The sequence below is a fragment of the Pseudomonas sp. GL-B-19 genome (genome assembly GCF_019956415.1).
Lineage (GTDB): Bacteria > Pseudomonadota > Gammaproteobacteria > Pseudomonadales > Pseudomonadaceae > Aquipseudomonas.
Genome location: NZ_JAHBDK010000021.1, coordinates 1 through 26,021, shown reverse-complemented (window position 1 = coordinate 26,021; position 26,021 = coordinate 1). Strand labels below are relative to the sequence as shown.

The following is a 26,021-nucleotide window of genomic DNA, read 5'->3' as shown; positions in this document are numbered from 1 at the left end:
CTTCAGCAAGGGCATCAGGCTACCTCACAGAGGGCCGTCGGATCGATGGAAAGTGCCAGGCGCTGACCATCGGGATGCAGGTCGGCCGCCGAGCGGTTCAGCACATCGACTACCAATTCCACGCCGCGGGCTTCGACCCGATAACGAATCACGTTGCCGAGCAAGCTGTGGCTGCGCACCTGGGCGTCCAATTGGCCGTTCAGGCTCAGCTCGATGGCTTCCGGGCGAATTGCAATGCGGTGGCTGATCGGTCGTTGCAGCAGCTTCGAAGCGCTGTCGGCGTCCAGCAGGTTGTAGTTACCGATGAAGCCGGCGGCGAACACATCCACCGGCGCGGTGTACAGGGTTTCGGCGTCGCCGCTTTGTACGATCTTTCCCTGATTCATCAGGAAGATCCGGTCAGACATGGTCAGCGCTTCTTCCTGATCGTGTGTGACGAAAATCGTGGTCAGGCCCAGTTCGCGCTGGATCTGACGGATCTGTTCGCGCAAGTGCTTGCGAATCCGTGCGTCGAGGGCCGACAGCGGTTCATCCAGCAGTAACAGCCGTGGTCGCGTGACCAGCGAGCGGGCGAGGGCTACACGCTGGCACTGGCCGCCAGACAGTTGATGGGGAAAACGTGCGGCGAAGTCGTTCAGTTCCACCAGATTGAGCACTTCGGCAACGCGCCTTTGGCTGTCGTCGGCGTTGACCTTCTGCATCCGCAGGCCGAAGGCGATGTTTTGTTCCACGGTCATGTTCGGGAACAGTGCATAACTCTGAAAGACCATGCCGATCCCGCGTTTCTGCGGGCTCAATGGAACAAGGTCCTGACCCTCCAGCAGAATCTTGCCGCCGTCGACCGATGTCAGGCCGGCGATGCAACGCAACAGCGTGGATTTGCCGCAACCAGACGGGCCGAGCAGGGTGACGAACTCACCTTTCTGGATCTCGCAGTTGATGTCGCTGAATACCGTCGTACCTGAGTAGTTTTTCTGCAGGTGTTGGACGCTGACATAGCTCATTCGCTTTTGTCCTTGTTCAAGATATTGGCCGCCCAGGTCAGAACCAGCACAAAGAAGAAATAGGAAATCACCAGCGCACTGGTGAAGTGGCCGCTGCTGTTACGCATGTTATTGAGGTAGACCTGCAGGGTTTCGTAGCGGGTGCCGACGAGGATGTTGGCGAACACGAATTCCCCGAACAGGAACGAGAACGACAGCAGCAACGCCACCATCAAGCCCTTGCGCAGGTTCGGCAGCACCACCAGGAATGCCGCTTGCCAAGTGCTGGCGCCGAGCAGTTGTGCGGCGTCCATCAGGTCGCGCAGGTTGATCGCTTGCAGGTTGTTGGTGATTGCCCGGTACATGAACGGCAGCGCAATCGTGAAGTAGCAGCCAATCAGAATCCATGGCGTGCCGACCATCGCAAACGGTCCGGAACCGTAAAGCTGCAACAGCCCCACCGTCGACACTACCGGCGGCACCGCGAAGGGCAGCAGGATCAGAATGTTCATCAGCGCATCGAGTTTCGGGAAGTGGTAATGCACCACAAACAGCAAGGGCAGAATCAGCACCACCGACAAGATCAACGAGCCGACGCAGACCAGCAGCGACTGAGCGAACGCACTGAGAAAGCGCGGGTCGCTCCACAGCTGGATGTACCACTTTAAGGTAAAACCGCTGGGCAGAATGGTCGCCGACCAACTGCTGGCGATCGAGTAGATCAGCGTCCCGAACAGCGGCAACAACAGAATGGCAAACAGCAGATACACCACCACGCGGTGGTAGACACCGACGGGGCCCAGTTCAGCGCGAGACATGGTAGCTCCTCTTCAACAGCAACTGATGCACGAGGGTCACCAGGGTCATCAATGCCACCAGCACCACCGCCAGGGCACTGGCGAGGTTCGGGTCCAGGGAAATATCGCCGGACACCATCGCCGCGATGCGGATGGTCATCACGTTGAAGTTGCCGGTGGTCAACGCGTAAACCGTCGCGTAAGCGCCAAGAGCGTTGGCCAGCAGGATCACGAACGTACCGAGCAACGCCGGTGTCAGTACCGGCAAGCCGATGTGCCGCCAGAACTGCCAGCCGTTGGCGCCGAGCAATTCGGCGGACTCGCGCCAGTCCTCGCGCAAGGCATCGAAAGCCGGGTAGAGCAGCAACACGCCGAGCGGAATCTGGAAGTAGGTGTAGAGAATAATCAGTCCGGTTTTCGAGTACAGGTTGAAATCCTGAATGATTCCGGCCTGTTTGAGCATGATGGTGAAGCTGCCGTTGAAGCCCAGCAGGATGATGAACGCGAAGGCCAGGGGCACGCCGGCGAAGTTGCTGGTCATGTTGGCGAAAGCATTGACGAAATTGCGCAGTTTCGAGTCGACCCGGCGCAGGGAGTAAGCACCCAGCACTGCGATAATGATCCCGAATACGCTGGACCAGAAACTGATCTCGAGGCTGTACTGGATCGCCTGCAAGTAGAATTTTGAATTGAAAATCTTGGTGAAGTTGGCCAGCCCCCAGCCGAATTCTTCCGATTGCAGACTGTTAATCATCACCCAGGACAGAGGGGCGATTTCGAACACGATAAAAAACAGGGTGAAGGGTACAAGGCACAAGGCTGCCAACCACTTCCCACGGGTATTCGAATTCACTTGAGCAGCTCCATGCACACAGGTTTGTCGTGGGCCACGCCCAGCAGTTCGCAGACCGTGCCGCAGATGTCGGTCTGTTTCGGCGTGGCGTCGGGGTTGAAACTGAATGCGTCACCGAGGACAAACAGCGGCACTTCGCGTTCTTCCGGCAACAGGCCGTTGTGGGAGCGGTCGTTGTTCATGCCGTGGTCGGCGGTCACCAGCACTTGATAGCCGGCGTCGAGCCAGGTACGCAGGTAGTCGGCCAGGATGATGTCGACCGTGCGGGCGCTGTTGCGGTATTGCGGGGTGTCGAGGCCGTGTTTGTGCCCGGCGTCGTCGATGTTCATCGGGTGGATCAATAGAAAATTCGGCGCATGACGCAGACGCAGACTTTCGGCATCGGCGAACAGGTGCGAATCCGGGTAGTGGTCGTTCCAGTAGAAGTGACCGTGCTGGATCGGCAGGGCTTCGTCGTCGGTGTGACGATCCCGTGCAGCCACAAACGGCGAACGGTTATACAGCTCGCTGACCCAGTGATACGCCGCGGCGGCGGTTGTAAGGCCGGCGTCCGTGGCGTAGTGGTAAATGCTGCGCTGGTTGGACAGGCGCGAGACGTTGTTGTGAACGATGCCGCTCTCGATGGGCGGGACGCCGGTGAGAATGCATTCGTAGAGTGGACGGGACAGGGACGGCAGTTCGCACTCCAGTTTGTAGAGCGCAGCGCGCCCTGCGCCGACGTAGGCCTGCAGGTGCCCCATGGTGTGGCGCGCGACTTCGTGGTTGAGACCGTCGAGCACGACAAGGATGACGTTGTGCTTCATAGGGGCAAAAACTCCGCAAAACAGTTATTTCAAATACGCAATCAATCCCCTGTGGGAGTGAGCCTGCTCGCGATAGCGGTATGACATTCAACATCTGCATCGAATGTTCAACCGCTATCGCGAGCAGGCTCGCTCCCACATTGGATTTCCCTTGGGTTATCCAATGTGGGGATTTACGACATCACTTCATTTCTACGATGACTTCTTCGTTCCACTTCTGAGGAAGGGCCTTGGAGGTCTTTTCCCAGGCGTCGGCGTCTTTGATCGGCGTCACGTTTTTGTACTGCTCGTTAGGCAGCAGCTTGGATTTCACGTCTTCTGGCAGTTTGATGTGCTCGGCACGAATCGGACGCGCGTTGCCTTTTGCCAGGTTGATCTGGCCGGCGTCGCTGAAGATGTATTCGCGGGTCAGCTTGGCGGCGTTCGGGTTTTTCGCGTATTTGTTGATGATGGTGGTGTAGCCAGAGATCACCGAACCATCGGATGGAATCAGCACGACGTAGTCATCCGGATTGGCCATCTTGGCCTTGTAGCTCAGACCATTGAAGTCCCAGACCACACCGACTTCAATTTCACCCTTTTCCATGGTGGCAATCGTCGGGTTGGCCATCGACAGGCGACCCTGTTTGGCGATTTCTGCGAACAGTTTCAGGGCTGGATCAAGGTTTGCCTCGTTACCGCCATTGGCCAAAGCCGCCGCCAGTACACCGTTGGCCGCCTGGGCCGCGGTGCTCACGTCGCCAATGGAAACCTTGTATTTGCCACCCTTGAGGTCAGCCCATTTGGTGGGTGCTTCGGAACCGTGCAGCAGTTTTTTGTTGATGATAAACGCGATGGAGCCGGTGTAGGCCAGCGCCCAGTTGCCGTCCTTGTCCTTCGCCCAGGCCGGAACCTGATCCCAGGTCGTTGGCTTGTACGGCTGAACCACGCCTTGCTTGACCGCGATCGGGCCGAAAGCGGCGCCCACGTCGCCGATGTCGGCGCTGGCGTTGTCTTTTTCAGCGGCGAACTTGGCGATTTCCTGGGCCGAGCTCATGTCGGTGTCGATGTGCTTGAGGCCGTAGGTTTTGGCCAGGTCTGCCCAGGTGCCTTTCCAGTTGGCCCAGTCATCGGGCATGCCGACGCTGTTGACTGCGCCTTCCGCTTTCGCAGCGGCTTCGAGGGTTTTCAAATCATCAGCCGCCATGGCGGCGGTGCACATGGCAATGGTCGAGCCTAACAGTGATGCCAGGAAAAGCTTTTTCATCCGAAGCTCCTTTGGGCGTTTTCAACGCTGCGATTGCGGTTGTGTTGGTCTAGGTCAGCAATACCCGAGCCAATTTAGGCGGGCTCGATGACACTTTCATGTCGGTGGTCGCCCGGCAGCACAGTTATTTGCCCGGTATTGGGCAGGTGCCCGGTAAGCGTAGACCATGGGTAAAGACCCCGTGAGCAAGGGACTTGGAGGATGTATTGCAGGGTTTGCGGCGACCGTGGAATGACCGTTGGGTTGCTTTGTCATCGATCAGTCATCTGCATTGCCTACGCTTGCAGGATGTCGATGAACCGGTTTTACCGCGCGGTTCTGCTCCGAAACAGCGCTGGTCTAGTCCAGATAGGTAACGTTGATGCGTGATGAGGCAACGAAAGCGGTGACGGCCATTGGTCAGGTCTTGCAGGAGCAGCTCGACCACGGTTTGTTGGCGTCCGGCAGCAAACTACCGGCCGAGCGCAAGCTCAGTGAGTTGTTCGGGACCACACGGATTACCGTGCGCGAGGCGTTGTTGCAGCTGGAAGCGCAGGGCCAGATTTATCGCGAAGAGCGCCGTGGCTGGTTCGTTTCGCCACCGCGCCTGGCCTATAACCTGATGCAGCGCAGTCACTTTCACGCAATGGTCAGCGCGCAGGGGCGTGTGCCGTCCACTGAAGTGATTTCGGCGCGGTTGCAACCCGCCTCAGCAGCGGTGTGCGCCTGGTTGCAGTTGCCGGCGCTGTCGAGCGTGATCCAGATTTGCCGCGCGCGGCGCATTGATGAGCGGCTGGTGTTGTACGTGGAGCACTATTTGAATCCGCAGTATTTTCCGGGGATTCTTGAGTTTGATTTGAATCAGTCGATCACCGAGTTGTACGCACGGCATTACGATTTGCACTACGGGCGGGTGCGTTTCGAAATAGTGCCGACGTCACTCTCGGCGGATGCGGCCGCCGCGTTACGGGTGTCGGTGGGCAGCCCGGGGCTGCGCATTGCCCGGGTCAACTACGATCAGCATGAGCGGCTGATCGACTGTGACCTGGAGTTCTGGCGGCATGATGCGATTCATGTCGGTGTGGATGTGGTCTAGCTCGCAGAAAACCGAGTCGCCGCCATCGCGAGCAGGCTCGCTCCCACAGGGGATTTGTGAACGACACAGATCTAATGTGGGAGCGAGCCTGCTCGCGATGGCGGTCTGACAGGTTAGGCTATTCCTTCTGCGGCCCACCGGTCGCCGTAGCAACCTGAACACTCATACGCGGTATCGCCAGATCCAGCCCCGCCTCATCCATATGCCGCTTGAGCGACAGATTGAACGCCCGCGAAACTTCCCACTGTTTGATCGGCGCGGTTTTGAACCGGGCGCGAAGGATTGCGTTGCCGGACTCGAAACTCTCGACACCCTGGAACTCCAGTGGCGACCAGATGTTGCGACGTTGCAGCGGGTCAGTACGCATTTTCTGACCGACTTCGCGCATCAGTTTGATCGCGCTATCAATGTCCATGTCGGACGGCACTGCCACCCGGAAAATCGCGTAGCCGAATTCCCGGGAGTAGTTCTTGATGCTTTTGATTTCGCTGAACGGAATGGTGTGGACGATGCCGTCGATGTCCCGCAGGCGCACGGTGCGGATGGTCAGCCCTTCGACGGTGCCCAGGTGGCCGCCGACGTCCACGTAATCATCGATGGCCAAGGAGTCTTCGATGATGATGAACAGACCGGTGATCAAGTCCGCCACCAGCGACTGTGCACCGAAACCGATGGCCAGACCGATCACGCCGGCACCGGCCAGCAATGGCGTGACGTTCATGCCCATGTTCGCCAGCGCGACGATCAGCGCGATAATGAAAATCGCCACAAACAACACGTTGCGGATCAACGGCATCATCGTCTGCGCGCGGGTATTGGCCAGGCCTTTGCGTGAGCGGGTGAGCGCGAGGTGCACGGCGGTGTCGCTGAGGATCCAGATCAGCCAGGCGAAAATAAGCGTGCCGGCGAGGCTGAACAGTTTGACGCTGACCTCATGGCCCTCACCTTCGGTGAATGTGATCAGTGACATGCCCCAGACCCGCAGGCCGAGTTCGATGAACGCCAACCACACCAGCAGATGAACGAGGGTGTAGAAAAAATTCTTCAGGCGTTCCGAATACAGGGCATGGCGCTTCACACCGCGTTGCGGTTTCAGGGCGTGGCGTCGCACCAGGCCATTGATGACCATGCTCAACACCAGCAACACGGTGCAAATCAGCGACTGGCGCAATGCGGTGCTGGTGTCGCCCGCCGAGACGAACGTGGCGAACAGCGAGACGGCTACCAGCACCAGTGCCGGGACGTACCAGAAGGTGCCAAGAATTTCGATGGTATCGCTGAGGGCGCGCCGGGTCAGGCGCCGGGACAGCGGCTGATTGCGGATCAAGTGCGCGATCGGTCGGCGGAACCGCAAGATAAACAGCCCGGTAGAAATCGCGGCCAGCACGTTGGCCGCCGTCGCCGCCGTGTGCGCCAGGTGACTGCCAAGACCGGCGACCAGTCGCGGATCGTTCAGCGCCTCACCAAACGCGGCGAAACTGCCGATCAACCATAACGGCCGAAAGGCTTGGTGCCGCAGGATATACAAGGCGCGGTGGCGGTGCGGGCCATCGAGCAGGGAGAAGGCGATCACACAGATCGCCGAGAAACACGTGCCGACCACCAGCGCGTAAGCCAGCACCATGGCCAGGCTTTTGCCCAATGACGAGGGCAGCGCATAGCTCATGTAGACGGTGATCACCAGGGCGACCAACCATGGCCCGAGCTTGCGCAGGGCGAAGCGCAACATGTCCAGCGCCTTGGGGTGTTGCGGCAGTTCTTCGGTCAGGCCGAAGCGCGTGCGTACCCGGTGACTGACCCAAATCAGAGCCGCGGCAAGCAGGCTCCAGACCATCAGGATCATGGCGAATGCGAAGATGATCGGCAGCCACTCACTGGCCGGCATCATCAATGCCGTCAGTTCGTCCCTGGCCAGCGCGAGTTCGTCAGACCAGCGGGTAAGCGGGCTATCAGCGCCGGAGAATTGCTTTTCGAACGTGGCCAGCGTGCCGCCGATCAGTCCCAGCACACCTTCTTCGGCGGCGGGTTGCGCCTTTTTGGTGGCGTCGCGCAGTTTCTTCAGGTCGGCCAGCAGTTTGCTGCGCTGCTGATCGTTCTCCAGCGACTTGATGACTTCATCCAGCGATTGGCCTAACGGTTCTTGCGCCTCGGGCTGGGCTTTCGTCGAACCGCCGAGCAGGCTCGGCAAACCGGCCGCCTGGGCAGGCGCCGTCGGTAGCAACGTCATGAGGCAGACAAGGAAGAAACACGGCAGGGCGAAAAGACGGGCGAGCACTAGGCGGTCAACCTCGGGATGAACGGATCGACCGAGTGTACGAGCCCGTCTAAATCAATGCGAGTCAGGGGGAGGATTTATTCGTTGAGTTTGGCGAGGATCTTGAAAATCACGGTGCCGAAAATGGTCAGCATGCCAATCCACATGGCAAATACACCGGCGTTTTTGTCGCGAAAGTTGAAGCCGATTGCCAGCATGAGCATCCCGGCGAGGATCGGGACCAGCATGGCGTGAAACGAAGACAACGAGATCATGGAGACGGCCTTGTCAGAAGGATAATTTAAGTCTAGGTGGCTTTTGGGTGGCTGATTGTCAGGTGTGTAAAGCAACATGCTGTGGTGGCAGTGCTGCCGCCATCGCGAGCAGGCTCACTCCCACATTGGAATGCATTCCAACTGTGGGAGTGAGCCTGCTCGCGATGCTTTTAGGAGCTACGGCAATTCCTGGCAGGCATAGAACGCGCTCAGCACTTTGACCAGGTGCGCCAGGTCGTGGCTACCGCACAGTTCGCGGATCGAGTGCATGGCGAACGTCGGCAGGCCGATGTCCACTGTGCGCACGCCCAGGTGGCTGGCGGTGATCGGGCCGATGGTCGAGCCACAGCCCATGTCGCTGCGTACCACAAAGCTTTGCACCGGTACTTCCTCGGCCATGCACAGATGACGGAAGAAGCCGGCGGTTTCGCTGTTGGTGGCGTAACGCTGGTTGCTGTTGACCTTGATCACCGGGCCGGCGTTGAGTTTCGGGCCGTGGTTGGCGTCGTGTTTGTCGGCGTAGTTGGGGTGCACGCCGTGGGCGTTGTCGGCCGAAACCAGCAGGGACTTCTGAATGGTGCGCACGAACTCGTCACCTTCAGGCAGCAGGCGACGCAACGTCTGCTCAAGCATCGGGCCATCAGCGCCGCAGGCCGAACAGGAACCGACTTCTTCGTGATCGTTGCAGACCAGCACACAGGTTTCGTCGGTTTCGGCGGTCAGCAGAGCTTGCAGACCTGCGTAGCACGACAGCAGGTTATCCAGACGCGCGCCGGCAATGAAGTCTCCATGCAAGCCGATGACCGCTGCGCTTTGGGTGTCGTAGAAACTCAACTCGTAATCAAGCACGACGTCGGCGTTCAAGCCATGTTCCAGTGCCAGCTGGTTGGTGAGCACGGCGCGGAAGTCCACGCGCTCGTCCCCGGCGAATTGCGCGAGGATCGGCGGCAATTCGGTCTGCGCATTGATTGCCCAGCCCATGTTGGCTTCACGGTTAAGGTGAATCGCCAGGTTCGGAATAGTCGCGATGGGCGCCTTGAAGTCGATCAACTGGCTCTCGACCTTGCCGTCACGGCGGAAGGTCACGCGGCCCGCGAGGGACAGGTCGCGGTCGAACCACGGCGCCAGCAACGCTCCGCCATAGACTTCGACGCCCAATTGCCAGAAACCCTGACGCTGCAGCTCTGGCTGAGGTTTGACCCGCAGGCAAGGGCTGTCGGTGTGCGCGCCTACCAGGCGAATACCGCCATGCAGCGGCGAATGACGCCCCATCTTGATCGCGACGATGGAGGAATCATTACGGGTGACGTAGTAACGACCGTTGGCTTCGGTGGTCCAGGGCTCGCGCTCGTCAAGGCGCATGAAGCCCGCCGCTTCCAGGCGTTGTACAAGGCTGGCAGTGGCATGGAATGGGGTAGGGGAGGCCTTGAGGAAGTCGATCAGGCCTTGGTTCAACTCTTCGCGCATAAGAAGCTCCAGACAGCAGTGGCGCCAGTTTAACGTATTGGTCAGAGAATTGGCGGTGGACTGCTGGTGTGGAAAATCACTTGTAGGAGCCGAGCTTGCTCGCGATGACGATGCCACATTCAACGTGGATGTCGGCTGACAGACCGCTATCGCGAGCAAGCTCAGCTCCTACAGGTTAAACATCGGCTGTCAGAACGGTGCCGGGCACTCGAAGCGCAAGCGTTCGCCGGTTTGAGGGTGGGTGAAGCTGAGCATGCTGGCGTGCAGGCACAGGCGCGGCCAGGCGGCCAGGGCTTGCTCGTGGGCATAGAGCCCGTCGCCCAATAGCGGGTGGCCGATGGAGAGCATGTGCACACGCAATTGGTGCGAGCGGCCGGTGATCGGTGTGAGTTCAACGCGGCACCAGTCGCCACAGCGTTCCAGCACACGCCAGAAGGTCAGGGCGTGTTTGCCGAATTCATGGTCGACCACATGGCGTGGCTTGGTCGGCGGGTCGTAGCGCAAGGGCAAGTCGATGCTGCCGCTGTCCAGTTCCGGCTGACCCCAGCACAACGCCGTGTAGGCTTTTTCGGTTTCGCGGTCGTGAAATTGCCGAGACAGCTCGCGATGAGTGTCCGGGTCACGGGCCAGAAGAATGATGCCGGAGGTTTCCCAGTCCAGACGGTGGACAATTCGCGCTTCCGGGTAGCCGTTTTCTTGCAGGCGGGTAATCAGGCAATCCTTGTTGTCGTCAGCCCGGCCAGGGACGGAGAGCAAAAGGGTCGGTTTGTTCACCACCAGTACGGCGGCGTCCTGATGGATGATGTGGACGTTGGACAACGGCATTAAAACAGCCTCGTAACAAACGCCAACGGCGGCTCAGAACCTCGCACTCTGTAGGAGCCGAGCTTGCTCGCGATAGCGGTTGGTCATTCAACATCGTCGTTGAATGTAAACCGTCATCGCGAGCAAGCTCGGCTCCTACAGGGGCGTAAGCCTGAGCCGCCGTGGCTCCGACCGGATCGATTAACGATCTGGCAGGGTGATATTGAGTTCCAGAATCGAGCAGCTGCCCTGGTTTTCCAGAGCGACGTGCACGTCATCGGACCCGATATTGACGTACTTGCGGATCACTTCCACCAATTCCTTCTGCAAGGCTGGCAAGTAGTCCGGCGTACTGCGTTGGCCGCGTTCATGCGCCACGATGATCTGTAGACGCTCTTTCGCTACCGATGCGGTACTTGGCTTCTTGTTGGCACGAAAGAAGTCAAAAATGTTCATTATCTACCTCCAAACAGGCGCTCGAAGAATCCCTTCTTCGTGACATCGAGGAAACGATGTTCCACGGATTTGCCCAGCAGACGATCGACGGCATCGCTGTACGCCTGACCGGCGTCGCTTTGGTCGTCGAGAATCACCGGCACACCGGAGTTGGAGGCCTTGAGCACCGCTTGCGATTCCGGAATCACACCCAGCAGGGCGACAGCCAGAATCTCTTTGACGTCTTCGACGCCGAGCATTTCGCCATCGCTGACGCGTTGCGGGTTATAGCGAGTCAGTAGCAAGTGTTCCTTGATCGGCTCTTCGCCTTTTTCAGCGCGGCGCGATTTGCTGGCCAGCAGGCCCAGCATACGGTCCGAGTCACGAACCGAGGACACTTCCGGGTTGGTCACGATAATCGCTTCATCAGCGAAGTACATGGCCAGGTGGGCGCCTTTTTCGATACCCGCCGGGGAGTCGCAGACCACGAATTCGAAGTCTTCTTTCAGCGCCATCAGGACTTTTTCCACGCCTTCCACCGTCAGCGCGTCTTTGTCGCGAGTCTGACTGGCGGCCAGGACGTAGAGGTTCTCCAGGCGTTTGTCTTTGATCAGGGCTTGCTGCAGGTTGGCTTCGCCGTTGACCACGTTGACGAAGTCATACACCACGCGACGCTCGCAACCCATGATCAGGTCGAGGTTACGCAGGCCGACGTCGAAGTCGACGATTACTGTTTTGTGACCACGCAGAGCGAGGCCGGTACCGATAGCGGCGCTGGTGGTGGTCTTACCCACACCACCCTTGCCGGATGTAACCACGAGAATCTTGGCCAAGGTGTTTCACCCCTAAGGAAAAAGGACATTTAGCCCCTGAAAAACATCTCTTGAAAAACTACTGCAGCCGGACAGCCTTGGCTGGAATCCGGTTCTGAGCGGCGCTTACCCCCGGTAAACACTGCTTTTAGCCTTTTTCCTACTTCGCTTGAGCCGTTTTCGCTACGTTTTAGAGATGTTTGGAAAATGCGGCAGTATCCGTTAAAGCCGAATGATGTTCAACACGTCGCCGGACAGGCTGACTTGTACGCCCGCACCCCACAAGGGATCGCGACGCAGATCCTCGGAGACCTTGTAGTGGCCTGCGATAGACACCAGTTCGGCGCTCATTTGCTGGCAAAAAATCCTGGCTTTCGTGTCGCCTTTGACGCCGGCTAATACACGACCGCGCATAGGGCCGTATACATGGATATTGCCATCGGCGAGAAGTTCCGCCCCCGGGCTGACCGATGAAATCACCACCAAATCGCAACCCTGGGCATAAATCTGCTGGCCACCACGTACTGGCGAGGTGATGATTTTCGTCGGTTTGATGGTCGGTTCCGGCGGTTTTTCCGGTTTTTTCTTCACCTGGCCTTCGAGCGGGTCAAGCGCACGCTCACGGGCACCGGACGGCGGCAACACGGGCAGATCGACCGCGATGGCGGCAGCGATGTCTTCGATACGGCTGGCGCGGATGGCCAGCGTGCGCAAGCCATGCTGGCGGCAAACGCGCATCAGCCCTGGCAAATCCACCGCGCCTTCGCCGGCCGGAAGTTTGTCCAGGGCCAGCACCAGCGGCGCATTGCTGAAAAAGTTAGGCGCCTGAGCGACCTTGGCGGCCAGTTGCCGATCAAGGTTCTCGAGGTCGTTGCGGGCCAGTTCCAGCACCGTAATGGCGAGCATGCTGCCCTTCAACTGGAACACGGGATCCTGGTCTTGCGGTTCGGTTTGGCTCATGGTCGGCATACAACGGCTTGTCACTAAAAGTGCCGAGACTTATAACGAGAACGCCAGCAAGCCGCAAGCCGGGTCGAACGATGTAGAATGCGCGGCCATTGTCTTTCCGGAACCTTTAATGGATCGCCCGCGTTTTCGAAAAACATTTCTTATGCCGCGTTTCTGGCCACTGTGGTGTGGCTTGGGGCTGTTGTGGCTGATTGTTCAGTTGCCGTATCCGGCGTTGCTGTTTATAGGTCGCCTGCTCGGTGCCGGGATGTATCGAGTGGCCGGCGACCGACGGCGCATTGCCAAGCGCAATCTTGAACTGTGTTTCCCTGAAAAGTCCGCCGCCGAGCGCAAGCGCCTGCTCAAGGAAAACTTTGCCTCCACGGGCATCGCCTTTTTCGAAATGGCCATGAGCTGGTGGTGGTCGCGTCAGCGTCTGGCCAAACTGGCCCATGTCGAAGGCCTGGAGTACCTGAAAAAGGCTCAGCAAGATGGCAAGGGCGTGATTCTGATGGCGGTGCATTTCACCACGCTGGAAATCGGCGCGGCGCTGCTTGGTCAACAGCACACCATCGACGGCATGTACCGCGAGCACAAGAATCCACTGTTCGACTACGTCCAGCGCCGTGGTCGCGAGCGGCACAACCTCGATTCGCTGGCGGTGGAGCGCGACGATGTGCGCGGCATGCTCAAATTGCTGCGCGCGGGCCGAGCGATCTGGTACGCACCGGATCAGGACTACGGCGCCAAACAAAGCATTTTCGTGCCGCTGTTTGGCATTCAGGCGGCCACCGTGACCGCCACCAGCAAGTTTGCGCGGCTGGGCAAGGCGTTGGTGGTGCCGTTCACTCAGGAGCGCCTGGCCGATGGCAGCGGTTATCGATTGATGATTCATGCGCCGCTCGAAGGTTTTCCCGGCGAAACCGAAGAAGCCGATTGCATCCGCATCAATCAGTGGGTCGAAAGCGCCTTGCGTGAATGCCCGGAGCAATACCTCTGGGCCCATCGCCGCTTCAAGAGCCGCCCACCGGGCGAGCCCAAGCTGTACAAAAAACGCGGTTGAGTCACCGATTCCTTTAAGCGCCATGGAGTGTTGCGATGAGTCCTGCAGAACCGGTTACAGGGTTGATTCTTTCCGGCGGCGGGGCTCGGGCGGCGTATCAGGTAGGCGTGCTGGCGGCGATTGCCGAACTGTTGCCGGTGGGGGCAAGCAATCCGTTTCCAGTGATCGTCGGCACCTCGGCCGGGGCGATCAATGCGGTCAGCCTCGCCAGTGGCGCGACGGATTTTCGCGGCGCCATCGAGCGTTTGACCGCGTTCTGGCAGGGCTTTCGCAGCCATCGGGTGTTGCGCAGCGACTGGCCCGGCGTCATCAGTCAGGCCAGCCGGTTTGTCAGTCACAGTTTGCTGGGGCTTGGCGCTCACGTGCCGGTGGCCTTGCTCAACAGTTCGCCACTGCGTGGTTTGCTCAACGACAAACTGAACATGGCCGGGATTGCCGAAGCCATTGCACAGAAGCAGTTGCAAGCGGTGGCGGTGACGGCGTTTGGCTATGAATCCGGTCAGGCTGTCACGTTCTATCAGGGTGGCGGCACCATCGAATCGTGGTTACGCCATCGGCGAATCGGCGTTCCGACTCAATTGAGTGTCGAGCATTTGCTGGCCAGTTCCGCCATTCCGTTGCTGTTCGCCCCGGTGAAAATCGGCGAGGAATACTTCGGCGACGGTGCGGTGCGCCAATCCGCCCCGATCAGCCCGGCCCTGCACCTGGGCGCCAGCCGGGTGCTGGTGGTGGGCGTCAGCGGCAACCCGCGTGGCGTCGACCCGCAGCAGCCGCTGCAACGCGCCTATACCGGGCAACAGCCGACGCTGGCGCAGATTGGCGGGCACATGCTCAACAGTACGTTCATTGACAGCCTGGAAAGCGACATCGAGTTGTTACAGCGTCTGAATCAGTTCAGCCACTTGATGCCCGTGGGTACGCCGACCCGTGCGCTGGGCGTGGCGCCGGTGGAGGTGCTGGTGATTTCGCCGAGTCAGCCGATCGATGAGATTGCGGCGCGGCATCGACAGGAATTGCCGGCGGCACTGCGCCTGTTTCTGCGCGGACCGGGGGCGACCAAGACGAGCGGGGCAGGGGTGTTGAGTTATCTGTTGTTCGAGGCGGGGTATTGCAGCGAGTTGATCGACCTGGGGCGGCGGGATGCGTTGGCCAAGCGTGGGGAGCTTTGCCGGTTTCTTGGGTTGCAGGAGCCTGTGGTTACTGCTTGAAAATAGTGGTGAGGCCATCGCGGGCAAGCCACGCTCCCACAGTTAAAAACCTGTGGGAGCGTGGCTTGCTCCGGGCGGCGATCCGACGATGGCGTCCTTGCAGACGCCACTTACAGCCGGATCAGAAGTGAACCTTGACCAGGAAGCTGGTCACGCTCTGATCAGTCTTGAAGCCCTGGCTGTCTTCGATGCCGTACTTGTTTTTCCAGTAGTCATACTCGACACCGACGTACAACTGCTTGGCGCCCAGCTTCAGTGCCTTGCCCAAGTCGTATTTGACCTGTGGGTTGAAGTGCAGGTTGGCGTGGTATTCGCCTTCTTTGTTCACGTCGTTGTCGACTACCCAGTCCATGAAGCCGTCGATCAACACGTCCGAGCTACCCGCCGGGATGGTGTAGGACCAGACCGGAGAGACCTGCCAGATATCGTCACCCGGGCGGCCGCCTTCGGTGTGACGGTTGTAGAAGTTCAACTGGAAGTAGTTGAAGCCAGGGATAGCCAGGTCGAAACCCGGACCGATCAGGTACGATTCGGTGTCGTCCTCGCCGAACTCATAGGTCATGGCCAGCAGGACGTCTTTGATCGGGCCGAACTCAAACTTCTGGTCGAAAATCTTGTTAAACGACAAGCGCGGGCTCAGTTCACCATAGTGGGAGTTGTCGCCGGCGAAGGCGTCTTCCTTGCCGTTGTAGAAGATCTTGTCGATGAAGAAGAAGTTGTCACCGTATTTCCAGCCATCGACGTGTTCGAAGGTCACCGTCTGTTGAATGCGCGGGTTGACCTGGAAATCCTTGCCATACAGGTAGGACAGGCTGTTGTTCTGCCATTGCAGCAAGTCGCCGGCCATGGCCTGACCCCCAGCCAGCATTGATCCCGCCAGCATCAGGCTAGTGCACGTACGTTTCATTCGGTTGCTCCCAAAAAGTAGGTGATTCCACGTTATTTTTTTAAGTTTGGCGCTCTGGTGTGGCGCCTCTATCTGTAGCGGTAAAAAATCATCCAGTCGGTCAGCTTTAATGCTCATAGCAAGAGCTGCGCCAAGGCTTTCAAAAAACAAATAAACGCCCGCTCGGCTGCTCAAGAACAGTCGATTGAGAGGGGGTATGGAGTGCCTTGGTATCGTCCAGAGCCGGGATAAGTTGGCTTTCTGGTCAGAAATTAAATCCGGGCTTTTTTTTAACGCGGATTCAGGCGGCCGCGGAGAATACTGACTACTTGGCCAGGTCTCAAGTGCCCCGCAACAGCGCACCGACGACAGGTGTGGGGCATGGTTGGCGGCGCTTGGCCAGGCGTCGTTAAACGACGGGCTTGAGTGGGTAAAAACCATCTGTTGCTTCCTCTTGTTTTTATTGTTGAGGCGCAGGCAACCCCCCCTGTAGGAGCGGGCTTGCTCCGGGCGGCGTTCCGACGAAAGCGTCGGGTCAGTCAACACAAGTGTTGAATGTCATGCCGTCATCGCGAGCAGGCTCGCTCCCACAGGGTTTGGTGCTCGTCTGAGTTAATGCGTGTGAGCGGTGCAGTCGTTGATGGCCGCGCGTTCGGCGCCACCAAGAATGTTGAACAGCAGGTTCAGCGTCAGGGCGCTGATCGTGGCCATGGCGATGCCGCTGTGGGTGATCGGGCTCATCCACAGCGGGAGGTGGGCGAAGAACTCCGGGCGCACCACTGGAATCAGGCCCATGCCGATGCTCACCGCCACCAGCAGTTGGTTGCGACGGTCACCGATGTCGGCTTCCTGAAGAATCTTGATCCCGGTGGCGGCGACCATGCCGAACATCGCAATCGCCGCACCGCCCAGTACCGCTGGTGGAATCGACGCCACCAGGAATGCGGCTTTCGGCAGCAGGCTCAACACAATGAGCAACCCGCCTGCGACGATGGTCACCGAACGGCAACGTACACCCGTCATTTGCACCAGGCCGATGTTCTGCGCAAATGAGGAGTGGGTGAAGGTGTTGAAGAACCCGGCGAAAAACGAGGCGCCGGCATCACACAGCAAGCCCCGACGCAGCATCCGTGGGCAAACTTCCTGGCCGGTGATTCTGCCCAGGGCGAGGAACATCCCGGTGGACTCGACGAAGATGATCACCACCACCAGGCACATTGAAAGTATCGGCGCGAGCTCAAACTTGGGCATGCCGAAATGCAACGGGGTGACGAATTGCAGCCACGGCGCTTGGGCCATGCCGCTGAGGTCGACCATGCCGATCAGGCCGCAGAGTACGTAGCCCAGGCACATACCGATCAGCACTGAAATATTGACCCAGAAACCGCGCATGAAACGGTGCACCAGCAATATGGTGCCCAGCACCAGCGCAGCAATGGTCAGGTAAATCGGCGAACCGAATTGCGTGGCGCCTGCGCCACCGCCGGCCCAGTTCACGGCCACGGGGAACAGCGACAAACCGATCGAGGTGATGACCGTGCCGGTCACCAGAGGCGGGAAGAAGCGAACTACTTTGGACATGAATGGCGCGATGAGCATGCCGAAGAACCCGGCGGCGATGGTCGCGCCGAAGATTCCTTGCAGACCGATACCGGGCATGCCGGCCATGGCGACCATGCTGCCGACCGCTGCGAAACTGGCGCCCATCATCACTGGCATGCGGATGCCCATCGGGCCGATGCCCAGCGACTGGACGATGGTGGCGATGCCGGCGACCAGCAGGTCGGCGTTAATCAGAAAGGCGATCTCTTCACGACTCAGGCCAGCGGCCTGTCCGATGATCAGCGGGACCGCGATGGCGCCGCCGTACATCAGCAAAACATGTTGCAGACCGACCAGGATCAGTTGCAAAAGGGGCAAACGCTGAATCGCGGGTGCGTCGGGGATGCGCGCTTCGGATAGCTCGGACATGCAACACCTCGGATCTTTTTTATTCTTTTGATTTTGTGCATCGTGTTGACCGCGGCGCGGCCATTCGCTGGCAAGCCAGCTCCTACAGGTTTCATGTCGGTCGCATGATTGGTGAGCGACACACATCTGTAGGAGCTGGCTTGCCAGCGAAGCTTTTCAACGATGGATCAGTTGGTCTGAGCTCCCTGAACAATCCAGGCACCAATCAGGTCACGTTCCTGCTGGGTCATCTGCGTGATGTTGCCCAGAGGCATGATCTGGCTGGTAACGGCCTGAGCCTGGATGCGCGGGGCGTTCTGGCGGATCTGCTCGGGGGTGTCGAACATCACACCGGCAGGCGCAGCACTGAACAGCGGGCTGGTCGGTTTGGCCGAGTGGCAAACCGCACAACGCTCCTGAATCACGCTGTGGACCTTGTCGAAACCTGGGCCGGCGTTAGACGCCTGGGCAGGTGCGGCGGCGGGTGCTTCAGCGGGTTTGGCTTCAGCGGGTTTCAAACCACCGCCCACAGCCGTTTCCGGCAGCGGTTGGTATTCGATCTTCGCCGGCGCCTTGGCCACGTCCGGGCTGGTCATCGGCGCAGGGCCGGTGACGTAAGCCAGGCTGATCATGCCGACGGCGGCCACTGGCAGCGTCCAGGCGAACTTGTGACTGTCATGACGGGTGTTGAAGTAATGACGCACCAACACCGCCAGCACCGCGATCCCGGCCAGGATCAGCCAGTTGTATTGGCTGCCGTAGGTGCTCGGGAAGTGGTTGCTGATCATGATGAACAGCACTGGCAAGGTGAAGTAGTTGTTGTGACGCGAGCGCAGCAAGCCTTTGGCTGGCAGTGCCGGATCCGGCGTGCGGTTCTCGGCGATCGCCGCTACCAGTGCGCGTTGCGCCGGCATGATGATGCGGAACACGTTACCGACCATGATGGTGCCGATGATCGCGCCGACGTGCAGGTACGCACCACGACCGCTGAACACTTTGCTGAAGCCGTAAGCGGCGCCAATGATCAGCACGAACAGGATAAAGCCGAGCAGGGCAGGGCGTTTGCCCAAGGCCGAGTCGCAGAGGAAGGAGTAGACGAACCAGCCGACGAACAGCGAGCCGATGCCCAACATGACACCTTCAGGGCCGCTCAGGCTGCTGCCCGGTGCCAGAAGGTAGAGCGTCGGGTTGGAGTAGAACACCACGCACAGCAGCGCGATCCCCGACATCCAGGTGAAGTAGGCTTCCCATTTGAACCAGTGCAGGTTGTCCGGCATGGTCGGTGGAGCCAGTTTGTATTTTTCCAGGTGATAGATACCGCCGCCGTGGATCGCCCACAAATCGCCCGCCAGACCACTTTTCGGGTTGACCCGATTGAGGTTGTTTTCCAGCCAGACGAAATAGAACGACGCACCGATCCAGGCCACGCCAGTAATCATGTGAACCCAGCGTACGCTCAGGTTCAGCCATTCGAACAGATGTGCTTCCACAGTCTTTACCTCTCGCCTGTCACTCTGTTGTCGAGTGATCAGACCTTCTCTTATTGGTGGGGGGCGAGGATCAAACGCTCATCCTCTTTGAAAAAATGCTCATCGCAGTTATTGCCTGTGCCACTGCGATCAACCACCAGGAAGTCATCCCGCTTTTCGATCGTCAGCACCGGATGGTGCCAAACGCCGCGATGGTAATTAATGCCCTGCCTGCCGTTGGTGACGAAGGCGCGGACCAAGCCTGATACAGGTTCATCGCCAAGTGGCGCGACCACGATCAGAAAAGGGTTGCCGAGCAGCGGAATAAACGCCTGGCTGCCCAGCGGGTGACGCTCCAGCATGCTGACGGTCAGCGGCATGTCCTGCGCGTCGGCGCGGAAGATGCTGATGATCGCGTTGTCTTCTGGCTTGGCGGTTTCCACCGTCGCCAGTTTATGAAAGCGCATGGTCGAACCGTTGTTGATCATGAAGTGATCGCTGCCGTCGGTTTCGATCACGTCACCGAAAGGGGCGAAGGCTTCTTTGGTCAGCGGTTCAATTGTCAGTGTGCGCATGCTGGTCTTCTTACCTTGAATTCGTTGATGTGTTGCTTTTGTAGGAGTACGGCTTGCCGGCGATGGGGTCCTTACTGACGCCATCGCCAGCAAGCTGTGCTCCTACAGGTTTTCTTCAGCGCTTATTTAGCGACCTTGCCGAGAACGCGCAGGCGGCTCACACCACCGTCCGGGAACACGTTCAGGCGGATGTGGGTGATCGGGCCCAGCGCCTTGATCTGCTCGGCGAAGGTGTGTTCGGCGTGCATTTCCAGTTTCTGCGCCGGCAGCAATTCGCGCCAGAACAACGATTGGGTTTCGATCTGGCTGTCAGTACCGCCCTTCACGAATGCGCCCTGGATCGAGCAGGTGTCCGGGTAGTTGCCCTTGAAGTGCAGGGTGTCGACGATGACTTTCTCGACTTCACCGGCATGGCCCAACGCGACGATCACCCAGTCATTGCCCGGGGTACGACGACGTGCGGTTTCCCAGCCGTCGCCCATGTTGATGCCACGGCCCGGGTTGAGGATGTTGCTCATGCGGCCGAAGTGTTCGTCGGAGCAGGCGAGGGCGCGGCCACCGTTGAGGGCTGCGGCCAGGTCGATTTGCTCGTTGTCGCCCACAGCGGACCAGTCGCGGTGCGGCACGCCGTACACACGCAGACGGGCCACGCCGCCATCCGGGTAGATGTTGAAGCGCAGGTGGCTGAACGCCTGATCGTTGTTGATTTCGTGGAAGTGGTGGCTGTTGCCTTGCAGCTCGACGGCCGACAGCACTTCAACCCACTGGGTGTTTTCAGTCGGCTCGCCTTCAGCCAGGAAACAGGCTTCCAGGGAGGCCGACGGCGGGAAGTTGCCGGTGAAGAATGAAGTGTCGATGTCGACGCCTTTGATCGAGCCCGGTACACCGAGGCGGATCACGGCGCTGTCGTAGCCTTCGAAGCGCTTGCGGCGCGACTCCCAGCCGTCCATCCACTTGCCGTTGTCATCGAACACGCCTTCTTTCCACACAGCCGGAGTCGGCTGGAACAGGCGGTTGGCATCAGCGAACCAGTCATCGGTGACCGAGATGATTTTGGTGCCCAAGCGGGCATCGGCCAGGTTGACGAACTTCTCGAAAGGTACGGCGTGAGCTTTCATTCTTCTTGTCTGCCTTTAATAAGTTGGCTTGGGATGCTTGCAGTGCCCTGGGCGATGTATGTATGCGTTCAATGTCGCTCGGGCAAAGCTCGCTATAGGGTCAGTAAACGGAACAACGCAATCTTGTTGATCTCCGCCAGCGCGCATTTGAATTCGGTGTCGACCGAGTTGTGAATACGCGTTTCGAACGCCGCGAGGATCTGATGCCGGTTGCTGCCTTTTACCGCCATGATGAAGGGAAACTTGAACTTGGCTTTGTAGGCGTCGTTCAGCTCGGTGAAGCGCTGGAACTCTTCGGCCGTGCATTGGTGAATACCCGCGCCAGACTGTTCTTCAGTGCTGGCTGCGGTAAGCTGGCCCTGGACGGCGGCTTTGCCGGCCAGGTCCGGGTGAGCGTTGATCAGGGCCAGCTGGCTTTGATGATCGGCGCTCAACAGGATGTCGCTCATGCGCTGGTGCAGGGTTTCGATCTCGTCGATCGAAGCGTCCTGGCCCAGGTCGAAGGCCTTTTCGGCCACCCATGGCGAATGTTCGTAGATGTCGGCGAAGGCGGCGACGAATGCGTCGCGGCTCAGGCTCGATGGCTTCAGCGTTTGAAAGGTGCTCATTGGGCAGCCCCTTGGTACGGGTGGGTTTCGTGCCAGTGGCGCGCGATGTCGACACGACGGCTGAACCACACCTGTTCATGACTTTTAGCGTATTCGATAAAGCGCTTGAGCGAAGCCAGACGCGCCGGACGGCCGATCAGGCGGCAGTGCAGGCCGATCGACAGCATCTTCGGTGCTTCGGCGCCTTCAGCGTACAGAACGTCGAAGGCGTCCTTGAGGTATTCGAAGAAGTCGTCGCCCTTGTTGAAACCCTGGACCTGGGTGAAGCGCATGTCGTTGGTGTCCAGGGTGTACGGGATCACCAAGTGCGGCTTGCCAGTCGGATTGTTCGGTTCCCAGTAGGGCAGGTCGTCGTCGTAGGTGTCGCAGTCGTAGAGGAAACCGCCTTCTTCCATCACCAGGCGACGGGTGTTCGGGCCAGTGCGGCCGGTGTACCAGCCGAGTGGGCGTTCGCCGGTGATTTCGGTGAGCACGCGGATCGCTTCGAGCATGTGCTCGCGTTCCTGCGCTGCGTCCATGTACTGGTAGTCGATCCAGCGATAGCCGTGGCTGCAAATCTCATGACCGGCATCGACCATCGCGCGGATCACATCCGGGTGGCGCTGGGCGGCCATGGCGACGGCGAAGATGGTCAGCGGAATATCGAATTCCTTGAACAGTTTCAGAATCCGCCACACGCCGGCACGGCTGCCATACTCGTAAAGAGACTCCATGCTCATGTTGCGCTCGCCTTGCAGCGGCTGCGCCGAGACCATTTCGGAGAGGAAGGCTTCGGACTCTTTATCGCCGTGCAGGATATTGCGCTCGCCGCCTTCTTCGTAATTGAGTACGAAAGACAAAGCGATGCGGGCATTGCCCGGCCAGTGTGGGTGAGGAGGGTTACTGCCGTAACCGATCAGGTCGCGTGGGTAGTCAGCGCTCACTGCAGTCTTCCTTCTTATTCGTGTCGACGTGTTCAAGGTTGTGTGGCGGCCTTGCGATGAGATATCAGGCTGGCGTCACTGCGATGGAGTGATTGTATACAACTTTATATTCAATTTGTAAGCCTGATTTTTTGCATTTTTCTCGAAACGTCATGAATTGATGATACTGCAAGAAACCTGCCTGAGTGGTCAGCTAAAGGATAGAAGGTCCGCTGATCTTATGGTGCGGCGTTAAATTCGGTGTAAAACCCCGACTGGTGGGCATCGAGGCAAATAGGTCGTTTTTATTGTGTACAATTTTTTTGAAAAGTGTCTTAATCAATCGCTCGCCGCAGTGATTCGTGCTCCGAATCGGTGCGGTCTCCTTTTTAACTGACTTCGGGAGGCGCGAGGCCTGACTGCTCTACGCAGGCAGGCGCGCAGAATCAATGGGACGTTTGACTACACACGTTTTGGACGCTGCACACGGTTGCCCGGGCAGCTCGATCAAGGTCGAGTTGTACCGTGTAGAAGGTTCGCACCTGGAATTGGTCGCTAGCGCGACAACCAATAGCGATGGCCGTGTCGATGCGCCGCTGCTGCAAGGCGATGACTACCGTACCGGGGTCTATCAGGTTCAGTTTCATGCGGGCGACTACTACCGCGCCCGTGGCGTTCAGTTGCCGGAGCCTGCGTTTCTCGATGTAGTGGTGCTGCGTTTCGGCATCTCTGCGGAACAGGATCACTACCATGTGCCGTTGCTGATTTCGCCGTATAGCTATTCCACGTATCGCGGCAGCTGATCCCCCAAGCAGCTGCCTCAACCTGGAAGCGACTGCGCATATAGCTTCTTTGGTCTTTCGCCCGCTCACACTGCGGGCTTTTTTTCGTCTTGGGGAAAGTGGTGCCTGGTCTGGCGTCTTCGCGGGCAAGCCTCGCTCCTACAAGGACCTGTGGCGTACACATGACCTGTAGGAGCGAGGCTTGCCCGCGATGCTCTTAGCGGCTCAACAGAGATGCCGCGCCCGCACCACTGAACAACCCCGCACTCACCCGATTGAACCAACTCTGCCCTTTGCCACTGCGCAGATATCGAGCCGCACCATGTGCACCCAGCCCATAAGCCAATTTGCACAGCAGATCCAACACCGTCCAGGTCGCTATCATCACCAGCAACTGCGGCAGGAACGGCTGCTCGGCGCTGAGAAACTGCGGCAGGAAGGCTGCAAAGAACAGAATGTCTTTCGGATTACTCGCACCGAGTACAAACGCACGGCCGAACAGCGCACGAAAGCGTGGCACTGGCGCCGCCTGAGGCACTTCGGCACCCACGGATGGCTGACGCGATTGTTGCCAGCTCTGCCACGCGAGGTAGAACAGGTAGAGCGCCCCGACGATTTTCAACGCGCTGAACAGCTGCTCCGATGCGAGCAGCAAGGCGCCCAAACCCAGCGCAGAGGCACTGAGCAAGCAGATCGATGCGATCACGCCACCGAGAAACGCGGGGTAAGAACGGCGCAAACCGTAATTCAGACTGTTGCTGATCATCAGCAACGACAGGGGCCCCGGGATCAGGATCACCACCAACGCAGCGCCGCTGAACAGCAGCCAGGTTTCCAGACTCATTACTTTCCTCCATTTGTGCAAAAGCCCCACCCGGCGGGGTGAGGCTGTTTTGAAACACTGTTTTTGAAACGTAAGCGGCTTACAAGAAAATGAACTTGGCGATGAAGATCGCGCAAAGCACCCACAAGCTGACGGAGATTTCCTTGTATTTACCGGTACCTGCCTTCAGCGCCACGTAAGTGATGAAGCCCAGCGCGATGCCGTCGGCGACCGAGAAGGTCAGCGGCATCATGATTGCGGTGACGATGGCCGGAATGCTGTCGGTCGCTTCGTCCCATTCGATGTGCTTCATACCGCCCATCATCAGCATCGCCACATAAATCAGCGCGCCGGCGGTGGCGTAGGCTGGGATCATCCCGGCTAGTGGTGCGAAGAACATCGCGGCAATAAATAGCACGCCGACGGTCACGGCGGTAAGCCCGGTCCGACCACCCGCCGCAACGCCCGCGGCACTTTCAACGTAACTGGTGACCGGCGGAACACCCACCACCGCACCAAATACGCTGGAAGCACTGTCGGCTTTCATGGCGCGAGAGAGGTTTTCGATCCGGCCGTCTGCGCCGACCAGGTTGGCGCGCTGGGCCACACCCATCAGAGTGCCGGCGGTGTCGAACATGTGCACAAAAAGGAAGGCCAGGACCACGCTGATCATGCTGACGTTGAATACGCCGGCCAGATTCATGGCCATCCAGGTCGGGGCCAGGCTCGGCGGGGCCGACATGATGCCCTCGTAGTGCACCAGGCCCAGGCCCCAACCGGCCAGGGTGACGGTGATGATGCTGATGAGGATTGCGCCGAACACTTTGTGATAGCTGAGAATGGCGATCATCAGGAAGCAAACGGCGGCGAGCAGCGGGCCGGGTTCGCGCAGGGAGCCGAGCTTGATCAGGGTCGCCGGGCTATCGACGACAATGCCCGCGGTTTTCAAACCGATCAGCCCCAGAAACAAACCGACGCCGGCACCCATGGCGAAGCGCAGGCTCACTGGAATGCTGTTGAGCAGCCATTCGCGAATCCGCGAAAAGGTCAGGATCATGAACAACACACCGGACACAAATACCGCACCGAGGGCGGTTTCCCAGTTGTAGCCCATGGTGCCGACCACGGTGTAGGTGAAGAAAGCGTTCAAGCCCATGCCCGGCGCCAGGCCGACGGGCCAGTTGGCGTAGAGGCCCATTAACAGGCAACCCAGCGCAGCCGCGATGCAGGTCGCGACAAACGCGGCACCGTGATCAATCCCGGCGTCAGCCATGATATTGGGGTTGACGAAGATGATGTAAGCCATCGTGATGAAGGTTGTCAGACCGGCAATCAGCTCGGTCTTCACCGTGGTGCCATGCAAGCTGAGTTTGAAGATGCGTTCAAGCAAGCCATTGCGTAATGGCGGCGAGAGATCCAGCGTCGATGCTTCGGATTTGCGGCTTTCCACAGCGAGTACTCCTCAAGAGTTTTATTGTTATTTCCAGGACCGGACCCATGAGGGTGGCAGCGGCCCTTTGAGGCAAGGCACTTGCGAATATGTTGACCACGAGGTCAAGAACTCGCACGAAGTGGATTATGCTTTTGTATACAAAAAAAGCAAATAATGTTTTCCATTTCGTTTGCGAAAAGTTTGGTGATTGAGATATATCGCCTGTGCCGACGCCATCGCGAGCAGGCTCGCTCCCACAGGGACAAGCGCTCACCTTTGGGAGCGAGCCTGAGGGGGGATGGCAAAAACAAATAAACCGGCCATTGCAGACTGTGTGAAAACACACTGATGGTGGTTCCAGCAAACGCCCCGACTTGTTCGGGGCGTTTGCTTTTGTGCTCACAGCAGACGAAAAAAGGCTTTTCAGTCCATCAGCGCCATCATCTGACGCAC

25 protein-coding genes are annotated in these 26,021 nt (G+C 58.8%); 4 read left to right on the top strand and 21 right to left on the bottom strand.

All coding sequences use genetic code 11. The features are described from left to right. Positions 1-14: 14 nt before the first annotated feature. The 5 genes from KGB06_RS08615 to KGB06_RS08595 form a co-directional block, all read right to left on the bottom strand. Positions 15-1,004: an ABC transporter ATP-binding protein gene (locus KGB06_RS08615; RefSeq protein WP_223513974.1), complete on the bottom strand. Its 990-nt coding sequence runs from the start codon at positions 1,002-1,004 to the stop codon at positions 15-17. Continuing rightward, on the bottom strand, positions 1,001-1,801 hold the full coding sequence (locus tag KGB06_RS08610) for an ABC transporter permease (protein WP_223513971.1): 801 nt from the start codon (positions 1,799-1,801) through the stop codon (positions 1,001-1,003). The genes KGB06_RS08615 and KGB06_RS08610 overlap by 4 nt, the downstream gene beginning before the upstream one ends. Further along, positions 1,788-2,633: an ABC transporter permease gene (locus KGB06_RS08605; protein WP_223513968.1), complete on the bottom strand. Its 846-nt coding sequence runs from the start codon at positions 2,631-2,633 to the stop codon at positions 1,788-1,790. The genes KGB06_RS08610 and KGB06_RS08605 overlap by 14 nt, the downstream gene beginning before the upstream one ends. After that, on the bottom strand, positions 2,630-3,436 hold the full coding sequence (locus KGB06_RS08600) for an alkaline phosphatase family protein (protein WP_223513965.1): 807 nt from the start codon (positions 3,434-3,436) through the stop codon (positions 2,630-2,632). The genes KGB06_RS08605 and KGB06_RS08600 overlap by 4 nt, the downstream gene beginning before the upstream one ends. Positions 3,437-3,617: 181 nt before the next feature. Further along, positions 3,618-4,682, bottom strand: a complete 1,065-nt coding sequence (locus tag KGB06_RS08595) for an ABC transporter substrate-binding protein (protein ID WP_223513964.1) — start codon at positions 4,680-4,682, stop codon at positions 3,618-3,620. Positions 4,683-5,043: 361 nt separating this feature from the next. Between KGB06_RS08595 and KGB06_RS08590 the strand changes: the two genes are divergently transcribed. Then, positions 5,044-5,757 (top strand): UTRA domain-containing protein, encoded by a 714-nt coding sequence (locus KGB06_RS08590; protein WP_223513962.1) that lies wholly within the window; start codon positions 5,044-5,046, stop codon positions 5,755-5,757. Positions 5,758-5,875: 118 nt separating this feature from the next. Here the strand turns inward: KGB06_RS08590 and KGB06_RS08585 are convergent, their stop codons facing one another. The 7 genes from KGB06_RS08585 to minC all read right to left on the bottom strand — a co-directional run bounded on the left by KGB06_RS08585 (position 5,876) and on the right by minC (position 12,764). Then, positions 5,876-8,032 carry a mechanosensitive ion channel family protein gene (locus tag KGB06_RS08585; protein ID WP_223513961.1) on the bottom strand — a complete coding sequence of 719 codons (2,157 nt, stop codon included), beginning with the start codon at positions 8,030-8,032 and terminating at the stop codon, positions 5,876-5,878. A 77-nt stretch (positions 8,033-8,109) separates the two neighbouring features. After that, on the bottom strand, positions 8,110-8,286 hold the full coding sequence (locus KGB06_RS08580; protein WP_223513959.1) for a hypothetical protein: 177 nt from the start codon (positions 8,284-8,286) through the stop codon (positions 8,110-8,112). A 177-nt stretch (positions 8,287-8,463) separates the two neighbouring features. Beyond that, the gene (locus KGB06_RS08575) at positions 8,464-9,753 is read right to left on the bottom strand and encodes a M18 family aminopeptidase (RefSeq protein ID WP_223513957.1); all 1,290 of its coding nucleotides are present in this window, start codon (positions 9,751-9,753) and stop codon (positions 8,464-8,466) included. A gap of 189 nt (positions 9,754-9,942) precedes the next feature. Next, entirely contained in the window at positions 9,943-10,578 is a 636-nt protein-coding gene (locus KGB06_RS08570; protein ID WP_007944430.1) for an RluA family pseudouridine synthase, read from the bottom strand. 180 nt (positions 10,579-10,758) lie between these two features. Then, entirely contained in the window at positions 10,759-11,013 is a 255-nt protein-coding gene (gene minE, locus KGB06_RS08565; RefSeq protein WP_007944431.1) for a cell division topological specificity factor MinE, read from the bottom strand. Further along, entirely contained in the window at positions 11,013-11,825 is an 813-nt protein-coding gene (gene minD, locus KGB06_RS08560) for a septum site-determining protein MinD (protein ID WP_223513955.1), read from the bottom strand. Before minD ends, minE begins: the two co-directional genes overlap by 1 nt. A gap of 201 nt (positions 11,826-12,026) precedes the next feature. Beyond that, on the bottom strand, positions 12,027-12,764 hold the full coding sequence (gene minC / locus KGB06_RS08555) for a septum site-determining protein MinC (protein ID WP_223513952.1): 738 nt from the start codon (positions 12,762-12,764) through the stop codon (positions 12,027-12,029). 118 nt (positions 12,765-12,882) lie between these two features. On the opposite strand from minC, the gene KGB06_RS08550 reads away from it, so the two are divergent. Both KGB06_RS08550 and KGB06_RS08545 read left to right on the top strand, forming a co-directional pair. After that, complete coding sequence (locus KGB06_RS08550; protein WP_223513950.1) at positions 12,883-13,815, top strand: lipid A biosynthesis lauroyl acyltransferase; 933 nt, start codon at positions 12,883-12,885, stop codon at positions 13,813-13,815. A gap of 35 nt (positions 13,816-13,850) precedes the next feature. Beyond that, positions 13,851-15,023 carry a patatin-like phospholipase family protein gene (locus KGB06_RS08545; protein ID WP_223513948.1) on the top strand — a complete coding sequence of 391 codons (1,173 nt, stop codon included), beginning with the start codon at positions 13,851-13,853 and terminating at the stop codon, positions 15,021-15,023. A 121-nt stretch (positions 15,024-15,144) separates the two neighbouring features. On the opposite strand, the gene KGB06_RS08540 is transcribed toward KGB06_RS08545, so the two are convergent. The 7 genes from KGB06_RS08540 to puuE form a co-directional block, all read right to left on the bottom strand. Beyond that, positions 15,145-15,930 carry an outer membrane protein OmpK gene (locus KGB06_RS08540; protein WP_223513946.1) on the bottom strand — a complete coding sequence of 262 codons (786 nt, stop codon included), beginning with the start codon at positions 15,928-15,930 and terminating at the stop codon, positions 15,145-15,147. Positions 15,931-16,521: 591 nt separating this feature from the next. After that, positions 16,522-17,880: a nucleobase:cation symporter-2 family protein gene (locus KGB06_RS08535; RefSeq protein WP_223513945.1), complete on the bottom strand. Its 1,359-nt coding sequence runs from the start codon at positions 17,878-17,880 to the stop codon at positions 16,522-16,524. 167 nt (positions 17,881-18,047) lie between these two features. After that, the gene (locus tag KGB06_RS08530) at positions 18,048-19,349 is read right to left on the bottom strand and encodes a urate hydroxylase PuuD (RefSeq protein WP_223513944.1); all 1,302 of its coding nucleotides are present in this window, start codon (positions 19,347-19,349) and stop codon (positions 18,048-18,050) included. Between the two features lie 50 nt (positions 19,350-19,399). Further along, positions 19,400-19,903, bottom strand: a complete 504-nt coding sequence (locus tag KGB06_RS08525; protein WP_008146154.1) for an ureidoglycolate lyase — start codon at positions 19,901-19,903, stop codon at positions 19,400-19,402. Between the two features lie 122 nt (positions 19,904-20,025). Beyond that, positions 20,026-21,021 (bottom strand): allantoicase, encoded by a 996-nt coding sequence (alc, locus tag KGB06_RS08520; protein ID WP_223513943.1) that lies wholly within the window; start codon positions 21,019-21,021, stop codon positions 20,026-20,028. A 92-nt stretch (positions 21,022-21,113) separates the two neighbouring features. Then, entirely contained in the window at positions 21,114-21,629 is a 516-nt protein-coding gene (uraD, locus tag KGB06_RS08515; RefSeq protein WP_223513942.1) for a 2-oxo-4-hydroxy-4-carboxy-5-ureidoimidazoline decarboxylase, read from the bottom strand. Further along, positions 21,626-22,552 carry an allantoinase PuuE gene (puuE, locus tag KGB06_RS08510; RefSeq protein ID WP_223513940.1) on the bottom strand — a complete coding sequence of 309 codons (927 nt, stop codon included), beginning with the start codon at positions 22,550-22,552 and terminating at the stop codon, positions 21,626-21,628. The genes uraD and puuE overlap by 4 nt, the downstream gene beginning before the upstream one ends. Before the next feature lie 428 nt (positions 22,553-22,980). Here puuE and uraH point away from each other — a divergent pair, with 428 nt between their 5' ends. Beyond that, positions 22,981-23,334, top strand: coding sequence for a hydroxyisourate hydrolase (gene uraH / locus KGB06_RS08505; RefSeq protein ID WP_007944445.1), 354 nt, complete (start codon positions 22,981-22,983; stop codon positions 23,332-23,334). Positions 23,335-23,530: 196 nt separating this feature from the next. On the opposite strand, the gene KGB06_RS08500 is transcribed toward uraH, so the two are convergent. Then, a complete protein-coding gene (locus KGB06_RS08500; protein ID WP_223513928.1) occupies positions 23,531-24,157 on the bottom strand; it encodes a LysE family translocator in 627 nt (208 codons plus the stop codon). A gap of 79 nt (positions 24,158-24,236) precedes the next feature. Further along, on the bottom strand, positions 24,237-25,586 hold the full coding sequence (locus tag KGB06_RS08495) for an NCS2 family permease (protein WP_223513925.1): 1,350 nt from the start codon (positions 25,584-25,586) through the stop codon (positions 24,237-24,239). Positions 25,587-26,021 lie beyond the last annotated feature (435 nt).

What these genes read in the sequence shown, in the direction of transcription:
- KGB06_RS08615 (WP_223513974.1), bottom strand. Translation starts at nt 1,004, where the DNA reads ATGAGCTATGTCAGCGTCCAACACCTGCAGAAAAACTACTCAGGTACG.
- KGB06_RS08610 (WP_223513971.1), bottom strand. Translation starts at nt 1,801, where the DNA reads ATGTCTCGCGCTGAACTGGGCCCCGTCGGTGTCTACCACCGCGTGGTG.
- KGB06_RS08600 (WP_223513965.1), bottom strand. Translation starts at nt 3,436, where the DNA reads ATGAAGCACAACGTCATCCTTGTCGTGCTCGACGGTCTCAACCACGAA.
- KGB06_RS08595 (WP_223513964.1), bottom strand. Translation starts at nt 4,682, where the DNA reads ATGAAAAAGCTTTTCCTGGCATCACTGTTAGGCTCGACCATTGCCATG.
- KGB06_RS08590 (WP_223513962.1), top strand. Translation starts at nt 5,044, where the DNA reads ATGCGTGATGAGGCAACGAAAGCGGTGACGGCCATTGGTCAGGTCTTG.
- KGB06_RS08580 (WP_223513959.1), bottom strand. Translation starts at nt 8,286, where the DNA reads ATGATCTCGTTGTCTTCGTTTCACGCCATGCTGGTCCCGATCCTCGCC.
- KGB06_RS08575 (WP_223513957.1), bottom strand. Translation starts at nt 9,753, where the DNA reads ATGCGCGAAGAGTTGAACCAAGGCCTGATCGACTTCCTCAAGGCCTCC.
- KGB06_RS08570 (WP_007944430.1), bottom strand. Translation starts at nt 10,578, where the DNA reads ATGCCGTTGTCCAACGTCCACATCATCCATCAGGACGCCGCCGTACTG.
- minE (WP_007944431.1), bottom strand. Translation starts at nt 11,013, where the DNA reads ATGAACATTTTTGACTTCTTTCGTGCCAACAAGAAGCCAAGTACCGCA.
- minC (WP_223513952.1), bottom strand. Translation starts at nt 12,764, where the DNA reads ATGAGCCAAACCGAACCGCAAGACCAGGATCCCGTGTTCCAGTTGAAG.
- KGB06_RS08550 (WP_223513950.1), top strand. Translation starts at nt 12,883, where the DNA reads ATGGATCGCCCGCGTTTTCGAAAAACATTTCTTATGCCGCGTTTCTGG.
- KGB06_RS08545 (WP_223513948.1), top strand. Translation starts at nt 13,851, where the DNA reads ATGAGTCCTGCAGAACCGGTTACAGGGTTGATTCTTTCCGGCGGCGGG.
- KGB06_RS08540 (WP_223513946.1), bottom strand. Translation starts at nt 15,930, where the DNA reads ATGAAACGTACGTGCACTAGCCTGATGCTGGCGGGATCAATGCTGGCT.
- KGB06_RS08535 (WP_223513945.1), bottom strand. Translation starts at nt 17,880, where the DNA reads ATGTCCGAGCTATCCGAAGCGCGCATCCCCGACGCACCCGCGATTCAG.
- KGB06_RS08525 (WP_008146154.1), bottom strand. Translation starts at nt 19,903, where the DNA reads ATGCGCACACTGACAATTGAACCGCTGACCAAAGAAGCCTTCGCCCCT.
- alc (WP_223513943.1), bottom strand. Translation starts at nt 21,021, where the DNA reads ATGAAAGCTCACGCCGTACCTTTCGAGAAGTTCGTCAACCTGGCCGAT.
- uraD (WP_223513942.1), bottom strand. Translation starts at nt 21,629, where the DNA reads ATGAGCACCTTTCAAACGCTGAAGCCATCGAGCCTGAGCCGCGACGCA.
- uraH (WP_007944445.1), top strand. Translation starts at nt 22,981, where the DNA reads ATGGGACGTTTGACTACACACGTTTTGGACGCTGCACACGGTTGCCCG.
- KGB06_RS08500 (WP_223513928.1), bottom strand. Translation starts at nt 24,157, where the DNA reads ATGAGTCTGGAAACCTGGCTGCTGTTCAGCGGCGCTGCGTTGGTGGTG.